14 protein-coding genes are annotated in these 16838 nt (G+C 66.0%); 4 read left to right on the plus strand and 10 right to left on the minus strand.

Going from position 1 to position 16838, the window contains the following annotated elements; translation table 11 throughout:
- The first annotated feature begins 65 nt into the window (after window positions 1-65).
- Window positions 66-1805, plus strand: coding sequence for a hypothetical protein (locus WKW80_RS05540; RefSeq protein ID WP_340362544.1), 1740 nt, complete (start codon window positions 66-68; stop codon window positions 1803-1805).
- A gap of 77 nt (window positions 1806-1882) precedes the next feature.
- The gene (locus tag WKW80_RS05545; protein WP_422822860.1) at window positions 1883-3178 is read left to right on the plus strand and encodes an MATE family efflux transporter; all 1296 of its coding nucleotides are present in this window, start codon (window positions 1883-1885) and stop codon (window positions 3176-3178) included.
- Here WKW80_RS05545 and phoR read toward each other — a convergent pair.
- From phoR to pstS, 7 genes are read right to left on the minus strand one after another with little or no spacing between them, the layout of a single operon-like run.
- Window positions 3141-4472 (minus strand): phosphate regulon sensor histidine kinase PhoR, encoded by a 1332-nt coding sequence (gene phoR / locus WKW80_RS05550; RefSeq protein ID WP_340362546.1) that lies wholly within the window; start codon window positions 4470-4472, stop codon window positions 3141-3143. The genes WKW80_RS05545 and phoR overlap by 38 nt on opposite strands.
- A gap of 57 nt (window positions 4473-4529) precedes the next feature.
- Window positions 4530-5222 (minus strand): phosphate regulon transcriptional regulator PhoB, encoded by a 693-nt coding sequence (gene phoB, locus WKW80_RS05555; RefSeq protein WP_340362547.1) that lies wholly within the window; start codon window positions 5220-5222, stop codon window positions 4530-4532.
- Window positions 5223-5233: 11 nt separating this feature from the next.
- Window positions 5234-5935, minus strand: coding sequence for a phosphate signaling complex protein PhoU (gene phoU / locus WKW80_RS05560; RefSeq protein WP_340362548.1), 702 nt, complete (start codon window positions 5933-5935; stop codon window positions 5234-5236).
- Window positions 5936-5946: 11 nt separating this feature from the next.
- A complete protein-coding gene (gene pstB, locus WKW80_RS05565) occupies window positions 5947-6726 on the minus strand; it encodes a phosphate ABC transporter ATP-binding protein PstB (RefSeq protein ID WP_340362549.1) in 780 nt (259 codons plus the stop codon).
- 8 nt (window positions 6727-6734) lie between these two features.
- Window positions 6735-7619: a phosphate ABC transporter permease PstA gene (pstA, locus tag WKW80_RS05570; RefSeq protein ID WP_340362550.1), complete on the minus strand. Its 885-nt coding sequence runs from the start codon at window positions 7617-7619 to the stop codon at window positions 6735-6737.
- Window positions 7616-8650 (minus strand): phosphate ABC transporter permease subunit PstC, encoded by a 1035-nt coding sequence (pstC, locus tag WKW80_RS05575; protein WP_422822850.1) that lies wholly within the window; start codon window positions 8648-8650, stop codon window positions 7616-7618. The genes pstA and pstC overlap by 4 nt, the downstream gene beginning before the upstream one ends.
- Before the next feature lie 47 nt (window positions 8651-8697).
- A complete protein-coding gene (gene pstS / locus WKW80_RS05580; RefSeq protein ID WP_340362551.1) occupies window positions 8698-9744 on the minus strand; it encodes a phosphate ABC transporter substrate-binding protein PstS in 1047 nt (348 codons plus the stop codon).
- 197 nt (window positions 9745-9941) lie between these two features.
- Here pstS and WKW80_RS05585 point away from each other — a divergent pair, with 197 nt between their 5' ends.
- Window positions 9942-11462, plus strand: coding sequence for a Ppx/GppA phosphatase family protein (locus WKW80_RS05585; RefSeq protein ID WP_340362552.1), 1521 nt, complete (start codon window positions 9942-9944; stop codon window positions 11460-11462).
- Window positions 11463-11466: 4 nt separating this feature from the next.
- Here the strand turns inward: WKW80_RS05585 and WKW80_RS05590 are convergent, their stop codons facing one another.
- The 3 genes from WKW80_RS05590 to WKW80_RS05600 form a co-directional block, all read right to left on the minus strand.
- A complete protein-coding gene (locus WKW80_RS05590; protein WP_340362553.1) occupies window positions 11467-11928 on the minus strand; it encodes a SixA phosphatase family protein in 462 nt (153 codons plus the stop codon).
- A 20-nt stretch (window positions 11929-11948) separates the two neighbouring features.
- Window positions 11949-14108 (minus strand): polyphosphate kinase 1, encoded by a 2160-nt coding sequence (ppk1, locus tag WKW80_RS05595; RefSeq protein ID WP_340362554.1) that lies wholly within the window; start codon window positions 14106-14108, stop codon window positions 11949-11951.
- Window positions 14109-14196: 88 nt separating this feature from the next.
- Window positions 14197-14964 (minus strand): GNAT family N-acetyltransferase, encoded by a 768-nt coding sequence (locus WKW80_RS05600; RefSeq protein ID WP_422822851.1) that lies wholly within the window; start codon window positions 14962-14964, stop codon window positions 14197-14199.
- A gap of 167 nt (window positions 14965-15131) precedes the next feature.
- On the opposite strand from WKW80_RS05600, the gene WKW80_RS05605 reads away from it, so the two are divergent.
- Window positions 15132-16811 (plus strand): FAD-dependent oxidoreductase, encoded by a 1680-nt coding sequence (locus WKW80_RS05605; RefSeq protein ID WP_340362555.1) that lies wholly within the window; start codon window positions 15132-15134, stop codon window positions 16809-16811.
- The last annotated feature ends 27 nt before the right edge of the window (window positions 16812-16838 follow it).

The following is a 16838-nucleotide window of genomic DNA, read 5'->3' on the forward strand; positions in this document are numbered from 1 at the left end:
CAGGCAGCCCGGTTTACCGCGCTGCCTTTTTTTTCGACTCAGACGCCCCCTTTCACGCCCGTCCGTTGAGCCAGCCGACGCCCGCCATCGTTGCCCAGGCCGCAGTGCGCCGCTTGCCGCGTGTCGCGCTGATCTTGCTTTGCGCCGCCTACCTGATGCCAGGGCTGGTCGGCCGTGGACCGTGGAAGAACGCGGACGTCGCCGCGTTCGGCTACATGGCCGAACTGGCTCGCAGCACCGAAGGCGCGGCGCGCTGGTTCGATCCGCTTCTGTTCGGCCTGCGGCCGGAATCGCCCGCACTGCTGCCTTACTGGATCGGTGCCTGGGCGATCAAGCTGGCGCCCGCGTGGATCAATCCCGACCTTGCGGTGCGCTTCGTGTTCGCGTTACTGCTCTGGGGCACGTTCACCGCGACCTGGTACGCCGTCTACTTCCTCGCGCGAACGCCGCGAGCGCAGCCCGTGGCATTTGCCTTCGGCGGCGAGGCCCAGCCCGCGGACTACGCCCGTGCCATCGCCGATGGCGCCCTGCTGGCGCTGATGGCGACCCTGGGGCTGCTGCAACTTGGCCACGAAACCACGCCTGCGCTGGCGCAGCTGTTCTTCACGGCCAGCCTGTTCTACGGCATTGCCGCCTTGCCGTACCGCCCGATTGGTGCGCTGGCGGCGCTGGTGCTGGGCGCGGTCGGCATGACGCTCAGCGGCGCACCGACGCTGGCACTCATCCTCTGCGCTGGCTGCGCGTTGTTCCTTCTGTGGGATCGCAAGCAAAGCCGATCGGGCGATGAACGCGATCCGCAGGCCGAGGGCAATGCCTACCCGCTGTATGCGCTGCTGGCGATCATCGTCGTGGGTGTGCTGGCAGGTAGTCTTGCAACTTCGTACGGGCTGATTCGCTGGCACATCGTGTTGCCGGGCACCTCGGCGAGCTCATCGCTGAGCAAGGACCTGCGCAGCCAGGTCAAGCTGCTGTTGTGGTTTCCGTGGCCGGCGTGGCCGCTGGCGGGCTGGACGCTGTGGCGCTGGCGCCGGCAACTCAATGCCCGTCACGTGATCCTGCCCTTGTGGTTTGTGCTGGTACCGCTGGCAGCCACGCTCACCACCGACTTCTCGGACCGTTCGCTGCTGCTCTCCCTGCCCGCGTTTGCAACGCTGGCGGCGTTTGCGCTGCCGACTTTCCGTCGCAGCGTGGCGGCGCTGCTCGATTGGCTGACGCTGCTCACGTTCACCACGTGCGCAATCTTCATCTGGCTCTACTGGATCTCGCTGCAGACCGGGATTCCGCCCAAGCCGGCCGCCAACGTGGCCCGGCTCGCGCCAGGATTCGTCCCAAGCTTTTCCGCCACCGCCTTCGTGTTCGCGCTGGCCGCCACGGTGGCCTGGTTCTGGCTGGTGCGCTGGCGCACCGGGCGCCATCAGGCTGCGCTGTGGAAGACGCTGGTGCTGCCGGCCGGCGGCACCGCACTGTGCTGGATGCTGGTGATGACGCTCTGGCTGCCCGTGCTCGACTACGCGCGCAGCTATGCGCCGCAGGTGCAGATGATCTCGCAACGGGTCGGCAACACGCCGTGCTTGTCGGAGCTCGGCCTCCAGCGCCCGCAATTGGCGGCGCTGCTGCACCATGGCCATTTTGAATTGCGGCCGCTCACGGGGACGAACGACTGCCGCTGGCTGCTGGTCAATCCGGAGGTGATCGGCCGCCTGCAGAGCCTCATCGACCTGAACCAGTGGCGATTCGACGGCACGCTGCGCCGCCCGTCCAGTGACACGGACGACCTGCTGCTGTACCAGCGCATCGCGCCGTGACCGCGGCCGCGCGGGTCGGCGAATGGCGAGTGATCGCGCACCACGCCGGCACGGTGCTGGTCGGGCAACTGGCCGTGATGGCCTTCAGCGTCTGCGACACCATCGTCGCAGGCCGCTATGCCGAAGGCGCATTGGCGGCCCTTTCCGTCGGCTCGGCCATCTTCATCAGCGTGTATGTGTCGCTCATGGGCGTGCTGCAGGCGCTGCTGCCGGTGTGGGCCGAACTGCATGGTGCACAGCGCACGGCGGAGGTCGGCCGCTCGGTGCGGCAATCGCTCTATCTCTGCGGCCTGGCGATCGTGCTGGGAATGGCGATCATGCTGCATCCGGGCGCGCTGATGCGCTGGACGGGTGTACCGGATGCAATGCAGCACGACGTGGGCCAGTACCTGTCGGTGCTGGCATTCGGCTTGCCGCCGGCCTTGTTGTTCCGTCTGTTCGGCACGCTGAACCAGAGCCTTGGCAAACCGCAACTGGTCTCCTGGCTGCAGTTCGCTTCGCTGGTGTTGAAGGTGCCGCTGTCGGTGTGGCTTTGCTTCGGCGGCGCGGGGCTGCCGGCGCTTGGCCTGGTCGGCTGCGGCTGGGCCACGCTGATCGTGAACTGGAGCATGCTGGCGTGCGCGCTGTGGCTGCTGCGGCATGCCGGCCTCTATCGCCGCTACAGCTTCTGGCAGCGCATCGAGCCGCCGGACTGGCGCCAGTTGGCCCATTTCCTGCGGCTTGGCGGACCCGCTGGTCTCGCCGTGCTGGTGGAGATCACGTCGTACACGCTGATGGCGCTGTTCATCGCGCGGTTGGGCACGGTCGCCGCCGCAGCGCACCAGGTCGCATCGAACCTCACGGGCGTGGCCTACATGATGCCGATGTCGCTCTCCATCGCGACCAGTGCGCGCGTGAGTTTTTGGCTGGGTGCGGGCGAGCCGCAGAGGGCGCGTCGCGCGTGCCGCGAAGGCTTCGCGTTGGCAATCGGCATGGCGTTGTTGATGGGTGGGCTGATGGCGCTGTTGAGTGGCCCCTTGTCCGGTATTTTTTCGGCCGATGCGGAAGTCTCGGCGCTCGCGGCGCTGCTGTTGTGCGCCGCGGCGGCGTACCACGGCGCAGATGTGGTGCAGACCATGTGCGTCTACGTGCTGCGCTGCTATCGCGTCACCGTGGCCCCGCTCGTCATCTACTGCGCGCTGCTGTGGGGCGTGGGACTGGGCGGCAGCTACCTGCTGGCCTATCGCGGGCTGGGTCCGTGGGCGGCCATGCAATCGCCGCTCGCGTACTGGCTGATGAGCACGGCGGCGCTGTGGCTCACCGCCCTGCTGTTCGGCGCCCTGCTGTGGCGCACGATCAAGCCGCCACGGCGCGCGCGACCCGAACCCGCGTGACAGGGAACAGCAGCGCAAAGCGCGAGCCTTGGCCTGGCGTGCTCTCGATGCGCAGCTCGGCTCCGTGGCGCTGCGCGATGTGCTTGACGATAGCCAGCCCGAGGCCCGTGCCGCCGGTCTCGCGCGAGCGGCTGCGGTCGATGCGATAGAAGCGCTCGGTGAGCCGAGGGATGTGCTCGGCCGCAATGCCCGGCCCACTGTCGCGCACGGCGTATTCGCCACGGCCGTCCGGCAGCAGCTTCCACGTCACTGCGATCTCGCCGCTGCCGGGCGTGTAGCGGATCGCATTGCTCAGCAGGTTCGACATGGCGCTCTGCAGCTCGGTCGATGCGCCGGCGATTTCCGAATCGGCCTCGATCGCGAAGCTCAGCGCGTGGCCCTGCGGCGCCAGCCTGCCCGAGAGTCCGCGACCCTCGTCCTCGCACTGCGCCAGCAGCGCGCGCACGCGTGTCCACTGGTTCGACGGCGGTGCGGCGCTGCCTTCGAGGCGCGACAGTGTCAGCAGGTCGTTGACGAGCATTTCCATGCGTTGCGACTGCTGGCCCATCAGTCGCAGGTAGCGCGCGCGCTCCTGGGCGTCCAGCGGGAGGTTCTGCAGCGTCTCCACAAAGCCGGCCAGCACGGTGAGCGGTGTCCGGATCTCGTGCGAGACGTTGGCGACGAAATCGCGCCGCATGGTTTCAGCCTGTTCCAGCGCCGTGACGTCGCGCGTGAGCAGCATGCGGCGATTGCCGGCGTATGGATGGACCTGCACCGACAGTCGCACGGGATGGCCGGGCATGCTCGAGCGCGCCGGCGCATCGATCAGCACCTGCCTGCTGTAGTTCCACGACGCAAGGTAGGCCACGAAGGCCGGGTCGCGCACGAGGTTGGCCAGGTGCTGCAGCAGGTCCCGCTCGGTGTCGATGCCGAACTGCGCCGCCGCCGTCTGGTTGCACCATTCGATGCGGCCCTGCTCATCGATCAACACCACGCCGTTGGGCGACGCCTGGATGGCGGCGAGGAACTCCTGCAAGCGGTCTTCGGCTTGCTGCGTCTGCTTTTCCCGCTCGCGCAGCAACTTGCGGATGCGCTCCGACAACTCACCCCATACGCCCGATCCGCGCGATGGCAGGTTGGCCACATCGGTACGCAGCACGCGCAGCAGCCGGCCCGCGCGCCATGCGTCGAGCACCAGCCAGAGCAAGGCTCCGAGCCATGCGCCCGCCCACGCATGCTGCAAGCTGAAAAGGCCCGCAGCGCAAGCAGCCCCCATACAGGACGCTATCAAAAACGTAGCAATTCGGAAGGGCATGGCGGGAAATTATCCGCGCCTCGGGAGGCGTGGGAAGCCTGCGCACTCAGGATGCGATCAGGCGGTGATCTGAGCGGTCAGGCGATAGCCGGCGCCGCGCACGGTTTCGACCATGGACGCCGCCGCGCCGAGCGATTCGCGCAGACGCTTGACGTGCACGTCGACCGTGCGTTCCTCGATGTAGACGTGGTCGCCCCATACCTTGTCGAGCAGTTGCGAGCGGCTGTGAACGCGCTCGGCATGCCGCATCAGGTAAGCCAGCAGCTTGAACTCGGTCGGGCCGACCTTGAGCGACTGCGTTTGCCAGGTCACGCGGTGCGTCGACGTGTCGAGCACCAGATCGCCGATCTCGACGCGCTCGGCCACCATCTCAGGCGCGCGTCGGCGCAGCACGGCCCGGATGCGCGCGAGCATTTCCTGCGTGGAAAACGGCTTGGTGATGTAGTCGTCGGCCCCGGCGTCGAGGCCCGCCACCTTGTCGGGCTCGTCGCCGCGTGCGGTCAGCATGAGGATCGGAACCGCCTTGGTGCGCGGATCCTTGCGCCATTGGCGCGCCAGCACCAAGCCGCTCTGGCCGGGCAGCATCCAGTCGAGCAGGATCAGGTCGGGCAAGCCGGCATCGATCTCGCGCTGCGCAGAGACGCCGTCTTCGGCCCAGATGGGGTCGAAGCCGTTGTGGCGCAGGTTCACGGCGATCAGCTCGGCGATCGATGATTCATCTTCGACGATGAGGACTCTGGGTTTCTTCATTCGGTCAGGCGTTACTGCAGTGCAGACTCGATTTCTTCCATCGAAGTGTGCCGCACATCGGCGCCCTTGACGACGTAGATGATGAACTCGGCGATGTTCTTCGAATGGTCGCCGATGCGCTCGATGGCCTTGGCCAGGAAGAGCAGATCCAGGCTTGCGGAAATGGTGCGGGGGTCTTCCATCATGTAGGTGACCAGCTTGCGCACGAAACCGTCGAACTCCTTGTCGATCTCGTCGTCTTCCTTCAGGATCGACACGGCCGCCGCGGTGTCGAGCCGCGCGAAGGCATCGAGTGCCTTGCGCAACAGGCCCGAGGCCAGGTCGGCGGCGATGCGGATCTCGCTGGATGGCAGCGTGCGGGCCGAACCGCTTTCGATGATCGACTTGACCATGCGTGCGATCTTGTTCGCTTCGTCGCCGACGCGCTCGAGGTTGGCCGTGGTCTTCGAGATCGCGATCAGCAGGCGCAGGTCGCGCGCGGTCGGCTGGCGCCGCGCGATGATGGACGACAGGTCGCGGTCGATCTCCATTTCCATCGTGTTGACGCGATGCTCGGTCTCCATCACGCGATCGGCCGCATCGGCGTCGAATTGCGAGAGCGCATACACGGCCTTGTGGATTTGCGACTCGACCATGCCGCCCAGCTCCATCACGCGCGACGAAACGCCGTTGAGCTCGCTGTCGAACTGGCTCGAGAGATGTTTTTCGGTCATGTGATGTCTCCTCAGCCGAAACGGCCGGTGATGTAGTCTTCGGTTTCCTTGCGCTGCGGCTTGAAGAACATCTGCTCCGTCGCACCGAACTCGATCAGGTCGCCGAGGTACATGTAGGCCGTGTAGTCGCTGCAGCGTGCGGCCTGCTGCATGTTGTGGGTCACGATGACCACGGTGTACTCGCTCTTGAGTTCCGCGATCAGCTCTTCGATCTTTGCCGTCGAGATCGGGTCCAGCGCGGAGCATGGCTCGTCGAGCAGCAGCACCTCGGGCTTGATCGCGATGCCGCGTGCGATACACAGGCGCTGCTGCTGGCCGCCGGAAAGGCCCGAGCCGCTTTGCTGCAGCTTGTCGCGCACCTCGGTCCAGAGCGCGGCCTTCTTGAGCGCCCATTCGACGCGGTCGTCCATGTCGCTGGCGCTGAGGTTCTCGAACAGCTTCACACCGAAGGCGATGTTGTCGTAGATCGACATCGGGAACGGCGTCGGCTTCTGGAACACCATGCCGACCTTGGCGCGGATCAGAGCCACGTCCTGCTTCGACGTGAGAAGGTTCTCGCCGTCGAGCGCGATGGTGCCTTCGGCGCGCTGCTCCGGGTACAGCTCGAACATGCGGTTGAAGGTGCGCAGCAAGGTCGACTTGCCGCAGCCCGACGGGCCGATGAAGGCCGTGACCTTGTTCTCCGGAATCTCGAGGTTGATGCCCTTGAGCGCGTGGAACTTGCCGTAGTAGAAGTTCAGGTCCTTGACCGAAATCTTGGAGCGCGCGGGTTGCGCGAGTATGGCGGACATGTTTTCTTTCAAAGCTTGTTGCGCGTCAGGACTCGCGCGAGGATGTTGAGGCCGAGCACGGCAATCGTGATGAGGAACACGCCGGCCCAGGCCAGCTCTTGCCAGTTCTCGTACGGGCTCATGGCGAACTTGAAGATGGTCACCGGCAGGCTGGCCATCGGCTGGGTGATGTCGGCCGTCCAGAACTGGTTGTTGAGTGCGGTGAACAACAGCGGCGCGGTCTCGCCCGCGATTCGCGCCACGGCCAGCAGCACGCCGGTGACCACGCCGGCACGCGCGGCGCGCAACGTGATGCTGATGATGACCTTCCACTTCGGCGTGCCGAGCGCGTAGGCCGCCTCGCGCAGTCCCGGCGGCACCAGCTGCAGCATGTTCTCGGTCGTGCGGATCACCACCGGGATCACGATCAGCGCCAGCGCCAATGCACCCGCCAGGCCCGAGAAGTTCTTGAAGTACGCCACCACTAGCGCGTAGACGAACAGGCCGATCACGATCGACGGCGCCGACAGCAGGATGTCGTTGACGAAGCGGATCAGGTTCGAGAGCCAGCCCTTGGGGTTGTACTCCGCGAGGTAGATGCCGGCCATGATGCCGATGGGCGTGCCGACGAAAGTAGCCATTGCCACCATCACCAGCGAACCGAAGATCGCGTTGGCAATGCCACCCGCCTCGTTCGGTGGCGGCGTCATTTCGGTGAAGGTGGCCAGCGCGAGACCGCCGACACCCTGGCGCAGCGTCTCCCAGAGGATCCATACCAGCCAGAACACACCGAAGGCCATTGCGGCCAGCGATAGCGTCAGTGCAATCTGGTTCACGCGCTTGCGGCTTGCAAACCTCGCCGAGCGCGTTTCATGGAGGTCCTTGATGGCAAGCAGTTTCTCCGCGGTTGTCATGCATTCTTCCCTTCGCTCTTCTGCATGCGTTGCAGCAGCAGCTTCGACAGTGTCAACACCACGAAGGTGATGAAGAACAGCACCAGGCCCAGGTACATCAACGCCGCCTGGTGCATGCCGGCGCCGGCTTCGGCGAACTCGTTGGCAAGCGCCGAGGTGATGCTGTTCGCAGCCTCGAACACCGACAGCGAGTTGAGCTGGTTGGTGTTGCCGATCACGAAGGTGACGGCCATCGTCTCGCCGAGCGCACGACCCAGGCCGAGCATGATGCCGCCGATGACGCCGGCCTTGGTGTAGGGCAGCACCACCTTGGAAACGACCTCCCACGTGGTCGAGCCGAGCCCGTAGGCCGATTCCTTGAGCAGCGGCGGCGTCACCTCGAACACGTCGCGCATCACCGAGGCGATGAACGGAATGATCATGATCGCGAGAATGATGCCGGCCGACAGGATGCCAATGCCCACCGGCGGGCCGGACACCAGCGCGCCGAGGTAAGGCACGCCGGCCAGCAGCTTCTGCAGCGGTTGCTGCACAAACGCACTGAGGATCGGGCCGAATACCAGCAGGCCCCACATGCCGTAGACGATGGAAGGCACGGCCGCGAGCAGTTCGATGGCCGTGCCGAGCGGGCGCTTCAGCCACGAGGGCGACAGTTCCGTCAGGAACAGCGCGATGCCGAAGCTCACCGGCACCGCGATGACCAGCGCGATCAGCGAGGTCGCCAGCGTGCCGTAGATCATCACCAGGCCGCCGTACTCGTCTTGCACGGGGTCCCACACTGTGCTGCTGAGGAAGCCGAGGCCGTACTTTGAAATGGCAGGCCAGGCACCGACGAAGAGCGACAGCAGGATGCCGATCAGGAGCGCGAGCGTCAACAGCGCGGAGCCTTTCGCGGCCCAGGCAAACAGCCGGTCGGTGAACGCGCCCGATCGCGGGCGCTTGACCGGCGGTGGGCTCAGCGCCGCTTGCTCGGCCGCTTGGTCGGCCGCTTGGTCGAACGCCGCGCCGTTGGCGGGAAAAGTGGATGACAAGGATCGCTCCGTTACTGATGAAGTGGCGCGCGTTCGGCGTTCGAGAATTACTTGACCAACGCAGGCGAGACAGGCTTGCCCGAGGTGTCCTTGATGTCGCCCCAAGCCTTGGTGATGGCGGTCTTCACAGCGTCAGGCATCGGCACGTAGTCGAGGTCGTCGGCCGTCTTGTCGCCGCTCTTGTAGGCCCAGTCGAAGAACTTCAGCACCGAGGTCGCGTTGGCCGGCTTGTCCTGCACCTTCTGCATCAGGATGAAGGTGGCGCCCGTGATCGGCCAGGCGTCCTTGCCGTTCTGGTTGGTCAGCACCTGGTAGAAGGTCTTGTTCCAGTCGGCGTTGGCGGCTGCCGCCTTGAAGGCGTTGTCGTCGGGCGAGACGATGGTGCCGGCCGCGTTCTGCATCTGCGCGTACACCATCTTGTTCTGCTTCACGTAGGCGTATTCGACGTAGCCGATCGAGTTGGGCAGTTGCTTCACGAACTGGGCAACGCCTTCGTTGCCCTTGCCGCCCGTGCCCACCGGCCAATTGACGGCCGTGCCTTCGCCGACCTTGCTCTTCCAATCGGCGTTGACCTTGCTCAAATAGTTGGTGAACAGGAAGCTGGTGCCCGAGCCGTCGGCGCGGCGCACGGGGGCGATGGCTGCGTCAGGCAGCGCGAGCGAGCCGTTCAGGGCCTTGATCGCCGGGTCGTTCCACTTCGTGATCTTGCCGAGGTAGATGTCGGCCAGCACGGTGCCGTTGAGCTTGAGGTCGCCGGGCTTGACGCCGGCAATGTTGACCACGGGAATGACGCCGCCGATGACGGTCGGGAACTGCATCAGGCCCTTGGCCTTGAGTTCATCGTCGGTGAGTGGCATGTCCGAAGCGCCGAAGTCGACGGTCTTGGCTTCGATCTGCTTGATGCCGGCGCCCGAGCCGACAGACTGGTAGTTGACTTGCGTGCCCGTGGCCTTGTTGAAATCACCGGCCCATTTGGCATACAGCGGTGCGGGGAAGCTGGCGCCGGCACCGGTCACGTTTTGTGCATACACGGGAATGCTGGCGAAGGCCGCGGCCACGAAGCCGAAGGCTGCAAATTGATTAGTCGTTTTCATGAGGACTTCCTTTGAAGTAGAGACAAACCCTGAGCCAGGGTCTGCCGGCACTCTAGAAAGCTTGTGTGACAGCCTCGTGACATTACCGCGCGGCTGTCACAGTGTTGTCATGCGCATCCACACAATCGGGTCCGGGCCGTCCGTATGCCATCCGGACTACCATCAACGCCCCGCCCGTCCCCCGGAACCATTCCCTCATGCAAAACGGCACCCGCCTCGCCGCAGTCGATCTCGGCTCCAACAGCTTTCGCCTTGAGATCGGGCAGCTGGACCACGGTCAAATCCACCGTACCGAATATTTAAAGGAGACCGTGCGCCAGGGCAACGGCCTCGACAGTGCACGCAACCTCACGCCTGATGCGATGCAGCGCGGCTGGGACGCACTGGCGCGGTTTGGCGAACGCCTTGCCGGTTTCAAGGGTTCGCAGGTGCGCGCCGTGGCTACGCAGACACTGCGTGAAGCGCGCAACCGTGACGAGTTCCTGTTGCGCGCACGCACCATCCTGGGCTTCGGCATCGACGTCATACCGGGACGCGAAGAGGCGCGCCTTATTTATCAGGGCGTGGCGCACATGCTGCCCCAGACCGATGCGTCCGACCAGGAACGCCGCCTTGTCGTCGATATCGGTGGCCGCTCGACCGAAATGATCTTGGGCCGGGCGCTGCAGGCCGATGTCATGGAGTCCTATCGTGTCGGCAGCGTCGCCTGGTCGATGAAGTATTTCGAGAAGGGGCAGTTCACGGTCGCCGCGTTCCGCGCTGCGCAAATCGCCGCCACGGCCGTGCTGGACGAAGCGCTGTCGCTTTACGCGCGCGACCGTTGGGACGAGGCTTATGGCGCGTCAGGCACCATCGGTGCGGTGGGCGACGTGCTGGCCGCGGCGGGCGTGGCTCCGATCGGCATGGTGACGCGGGACGGTCTGGCCTGGCTGGTCGACCGGCTGCTGAAGGCCGGCCACACCGACAGGCTGCGCATGGAAGGCATGCGCGAGGATCGCAAGGCCGTGATCGGAGGCGGCGTGAGCGTGCTGCGTGCGGTGTTCGACCTGCTCGACGTCGAGGAAATGCATGTCGCACAGGGCGCGCTGCGGCACGGCGTTCTCTATGAATTGCTGGAGCGGGACGAAGGCGTTGCCGACTTGCGCGCACGCACCGTCACGCGCCTGGCCACGCGCTTCCAGGTCGACGCGGCGCAAGCCCGCAGGGTCGGCGATGCAGCCGCTGCCCTCTACGTTCAGCTCGACCCCGCTGCGCGCGGCGGCCAGACCACGAGCCGCGCAGGACGCGCGCTGCGCAAGCTGTCCTGGGCCGCGCAATTGCATGAGATCGGCACGCAGATCTCGCACAGCGAATACCACAAGCACGGCGCCTACATCCTCGACAACACCGACGCGCCCGGTTTCGCCGTCAACGAAATGCACGCGCTGGGCCAGTTGGTGCTGGGACATCGCGGCAAGCTGCGCAAGCTGGGGCCGATCCTGGACGATGAGGTCTTTGCGCGCCAATTGCTCGCACTGCGGCTCGCCGTGATCCTGTGCCATGCCAGGCGCGACCCGGAGGCCGATGCATTGAAGATCACGGCGCCGGCAGGACGAACCTTCGGCATCGCCGCGCGTCCCGGCTGGGCCGACAGCTATCCGCAGTCGGCGCACTTGCTGCGGGAAGAGGTCGTGGCCTGGCAAAAGACCGATTGCGCCGTGACCTTGCGCGGCTGCTGAATTTCTAGAGCAGCTCCGGCGACTGCACGCCGACCACGATGGTCTGCACGTCGCCATCGCGTTCGCGCGCGCGAATCCACCAGACCGCCCCCTTGCGTACCGCGCAACTCTCGGCGCGCAAGCCGAGCAACTGCGCGATCGACTGGCCCAGCGAAGGCTGATGCCCGACCATCAGCACCACCGACTTGCCATTCGGCCAACCGGCGGCAGTCAGCAATGCATCGGCCGTCGTGCCCGGGCTGAGTTCTTCCCGAAGCTTGTATTTGCGGCCCAGCGCCAGCACGGTTTGTTCGCAGCGCCGCGCGGGGCTCGACATGATGCGGGTGCCTTCGGGCAATTGGCGGTCGAGCCAGCCAGCCATGCGCTTGGCTTGCTTCTCGCCGCGCGCAGTGAGCGAGCGCTGCATGTCGTCGCAGCCTTCGGTCCAGTCGTCGGCTTCGGCATGTCGCCAGAAAATCAGATCCATCTCCGTCCTTGAAAAAATGTTCAGTCGCGTACCGCGGCACGGCTCAACCCGCGTGAGGCATAGCGGCCCATGAGTGCACTCTGCGCACCGTGGCCCTCGATGTTGCGCGAGGCGCCGCTTTCGTCGGCATGCGTGTCGCGATCGACACGGCGATAGGTGCCGTTGGCCTCCAGGTCCCAGGCATCGCGCCCGTCATGCAGGTAGGCCACCAGGCATTCGTCGATGAGGCGCTGCCGCAGGCCAGGGTCGGTCACTGGCCAGGCCACCTCGATGCGCCGCATCATGTTGCGGTTCATCCAGTCGGCGCTCGATAAATAGAGGCTCTCGTCTTCGCCGACGCGGTAGTAAAAGACGCGCGAGTGTTCCAGGAAGCGGCCGATGATCGAGCGGACGCGAATGTTGTCGGTCAGGCCCGGCACCTGCGCCGGCAAAGTACAGGCGCTGCGCACGATCAGGTCGATCTTCACGCCCTTCTGCCCCGCGCGCACGAGGGCCGCGATCAACGCCTCGTCGGTCAGCGCGTTCATCTTGGCAACCAGGCGCGTCGGCTTGCCAGCGGCCGCGGCCGTGCCGAGGGCATCGATCTGCGCGACCGTGTTCTTGTGCATGTCGAACGGCGCCAGCCACATGCGATGAAGCTTCGGCACCTTGTTCTGGCCGGCCATGTGCACGAACACGGCCTCCATGTCCGCCGTGAGCATCGGGTCGGCCGTGAGGTGACTGATGTCGGTATAGAGCCTGGCGGTGCGCGGGTTGTAGTTGCCGGTGGCCAGGTGCCCGTACCGGCGCAGCTTGTTCCCTTCGCGGCGCGTGACGAGCATCATCTTGGCGTGAGTCTTGAGCCCGACCACGCCATACACTACCTGCGCGCCGATCGACTCCAGCATCTCGGCCCAGTTGATGTTGGCCTCTTCGTCGAAGCGCGCCTTCAACTCGACGACCACGGTCACTTCCTTGCCGCGGCGCACGGCTTCGCGCAGCAGGTCCATCAACGCCGAGTCGGTCCCGGTGCGGTAGATGGTCTGCTTGATGGCGAGCACGCTCGGGTCATAAACGGCCTCGCGCAGGAAAGCGATCACGCCGTCGAAGCTCTCGAAGGGCTGGTGGATCAGCACGTCGCCGAGCTGCAGGCGCTCGAAGAACGATTGCACCGGCGAGAGCGCCACCGGGTACGAAGGCTGATACGGCGGGAACAGCAGCGCGGGGGCGTCGATCAGGTCGACGAACTGCGTGAGACGTGCGAGGTTCACCGGTCCGTGCACGCGGTAAAGCGCCTGCGCCGGCAAGTTGAACTGCGCCATCAGGAAGCCGGCAAGCGATTCCGCGCAACTGGCCGACACCTCCAACCGCACCGCCTGCCCGAAGTGACGATGCTGCAAGCCCTGGCGCAACGCGGTTCGAAGGTTCTTCACGTCCTCCTCGTCGACCGCAAGATCGGAATGCCGCGTGACGCGGAACTGCGAGAAGTCGCCCATCTCGCGCCCCGGAAACAGGCTGGCCAGGTGCGCACGGACGATGCTGGAGATGGCAATGCACAAGGTCTGGCCGCCCGAGATCTTGGCCGGCATGCGCACCACGCGCGGCAGCACGCGCGGTATCTTGACGATGGCGATCGGATTCTCGCGGCCGAAGGCATCCTTGCCCGCGAGACGCACGATGAAGTTGAGCGACTTGTTCGCCACCTGCGGAAAGGGATGCGCCGGGTCGAGGCCCACAGGAATGAGCAGCGGACGCACTTCACGCTCGAAGTAATCCTGCACCCACTTGCGCTGCGCGGGGTTGCGCTCGCCGTGCGAGATCATGCGGATGCCGTGCGTCGAGAAGGCCGGCATCAGTTCGTCGTTGTAGAGCGCATATTGCTGCGCCACCAGTGCGTGCGAAGCCGAGGCCAGGGCCTCGAACGACTCCACCGTGTAGTTGCCCTTGCGGTCGCCGGCATCGGCCGCGATCAGGTGCGGCGCAGCGCGGACTTCGAAGAACTCGTCGAGGTTGGACGACACGATGCACAGGTAGCGCAACCGCTCGGTCAGCGGTACTTCGGGCCGGTAGGCCCAGTCGAGCACGCGCCGGTTGAACGCGAGGATGGCATGGTCGCGGTCCAGCAGCGTGAGGGTGGGCGCGTCGGACGGCGCGGATTGGGCAAGTTCAGGTCGGGCAGGATCTTCGGAAGCGGGGAACATGTTGTTGATTTTGGGACAAGTCGCCTAGTTTGCGGCCGTGTCCGACCGTATGACAAGCGTATGACGGTTTCATGACAGCCTGTCACCGCTATCGTTCCAGGAAGTGCCTCCGCGCGCGCGGCGGCAGGTCGTCGATGCGGATCAGCATGGGCAGGTCGGCACTGTTGAAGTCGGGATCCCAGGCCGGTGGGCCGAGTACCCAGGCGCCCATGCGCAGGTAGCCCTTGATGAGGGCAGGCGGCTCGATCTGCAGGCTGCTGTCGAGCCGATCCACCGGCAGCGGCAGGCGCGGTTGCACCTGGTACTGCACCGGTGCCAGGTGCATGGCCGACAACTGGCGCCAGATGCTGGCCGCCGCATTGCCCCCGGCGACACCGAGGTGGCACATCGGGATGCTGGCACTGCCCATCATGGTGTCGAGCCGGTTGCGGCTCATGAAGTCGCCCAGCGCACGCCAGAGCGCCAGGATCACGCCGCCGTGGCGATGATCGGCATGCACGCAACTGCGGCCCAGCTCGACCATGCGCTCGCGGAAAGCGCGCAGGCGGGTCAGGTCGAACTCGGTATCGCTGTAGGTGCCGCCGACGCGGCGTGCCTGCGCGGGCGTCAGCACGCGATAGGTGCCGATGACTTGCTGCGTCGCCTGGTCGCGTACCAGCAGGTGCTCGCAGAAGTCGTCGAACAGGTCGATGTCATGGCCGGCGAGCGGCGTCGGGAGGCGCGCGCCCATTTCGCCGACGAAAACCGCATGGCGAAGGCGCTGCGCGGCGCGCACCTCGTCCTGGTGTCGGGCCCAGTGCACGGTCAGGCCGGCCTTGGTGTCCGGCGCGGGGAGTTGCGGCCTGTGCAACAGCACCGGCTGTTGGGGGACTGCGCAGGCCGAGCGGGGAGATGGCGGAAACGGGGTGGGGTAGCTCGTTCATGTCCCGGGAGTCTGGTCAGGCACGATGAAAGGTGCGTGTCACCGCCATGGCAAATGCGTGAAACTCGGCGTTCGCAGGGAGTTGCTTTCCAGGAGATTGCATGGCAACCGAAGCCCGGATCGAAGTCGAAACCCGCCGGCACCAGATGTTCCCGGTGCTGGGCGCAGCGGATATCGCCCGCATCACGCGCTTTGGCAGCGTGCGCCGCTACCCGGCCGATGCCTGCCTGTTCAGGGCCGGCGAGCCGGGGCCGGGGATGTTCGTGGTGCTCAAGGGCGTGGTCGCGATCTCGCAGCGAGACGGCCTGGGGCGTGTGACCCCGATCGCCGAACAAGGACCGGGGCAATTCCTGGCCGAGGTCGGGCAACTGTCGGGCCGCGTCGCGCTGGTCGATGGCCATGCGATGGGTGAAGTCGAGACGCTGCTGGTGCCGCCCGACCAGTTGCGCGCACTCATCATTGCCGAGGCCGACCTGGGCGAACGCGTGGTGCGCGCGCTGATCCTGCGGCGCGTCGCGCTGATCGAAGCCGGCGCCAGCGGTCCGGTGCTGATCGGGCCACCGGACTCGGCCGACGTGCGCCGGCTGCAAGGCTTCCTGGGCCGCAATGGCTATCCGTACCACGTGGTCGATGCCACGCACGACGCGGATGCGGCCGCCTTGCTGGAACAGTACGGCGAAGCGCCCGTGATCGTGGTCTGCCCCAACGCCTCGGTGTTGGTGAACCCGAGCGAAGATGCGCTGGCGCGCTGCCTCGGCATGGTCGACACGGTCGAGCACTCGGAGTTGTTCGACGTGGTGGTGGTGGGCGCCGGTCCGGCCGGGCTGGCAACGGCGGTGTATGCCGCGTCGGAGGGGTTGCGCGTGATCGTGGTCGACTGCCGCTCCTACGGCGGACAAGCCGGCGCCAGTGCGCGCATCGAGAACTACCTGGGCTTTCCGACCGGCATCTCCGGTGGCGCATTGGCCGGCCGTGCGTTCGTGCAGGCGCAGAAGTTCGGCGCGGAGATGCTGATCCCGGCCAAGGTGATGTCGATGGATTGCAGCCGCGCGCAAAGCCACGGCGAGCTGTCGGTCACGCTGGCCGATGGTCGCGAGTTGCGTTCGCGTACCGTGGTGATTGCCAGCGGCGCACGCTACCGGCGGCCCGCGGTGCCGCGCCTGGCCGACTTCGAAGGCCGCGGCATCTGGTATTGGGCGTCGGCATTGGAAGCCAAGCTGTGCTCGCAGCAGGAGATCGGGCTCGTCGGCGGCGGCAACTCGGCCGGGCAGGCGGCCGTGTTCCTGTCGCAACACGCGGCCAAGGTCAACATCCTGGTGCGCGCGCCCTCGCTCTCGGCCAGCATGTCGCGCTACCTGATCGACCGCATCGAGGCCACCCCCAACATCGAACTGCATCCGCACACCGAATTGCAAGGGCTGCATGGCGAGCCTGAGACCGGTCTCGAAGGAGCCACATGGCGCAACCATCGCAGCGGCGCCGAATACCACTGCCCGGCCCGCAACATCTTCCTGTTCGTCGGCGCCGAGCCGGAGACCACCTGGCTCGAAGGCTGCGGCGTCGCGGTCGACAAGCATGGCTTCGTGCTGACCGGCACGGCGGCCAGCGCCGGGTTCCCGTCGCGGCCTGCGGCGGCGCTGGAGTCCACCGTACCGGGCGTCTTCGCCGTGGGCGATGTGCGCTCGGGGTCGGTCAAGCGGGTGGGTGGCGCGATCGGCGAAGGCGCTGCCGCGGTCGCGCTGATTCACCAGCACCTGGCGGGCACGCACGCGGTGGCGTAAGCAGGAAAATCGCGCCGCGCTTATCCT

The organism is Variovorax humicola, from assembly GCF_037889915.1.
In the GTDB taxonomy this organism is placed as follows: domain Bacteria; phylum Pseudomonadota; class Gammaproteobacteria; order Burkholderiales; family Burkholderiaceae_C; genus Variovorax; species Variovorax humicola.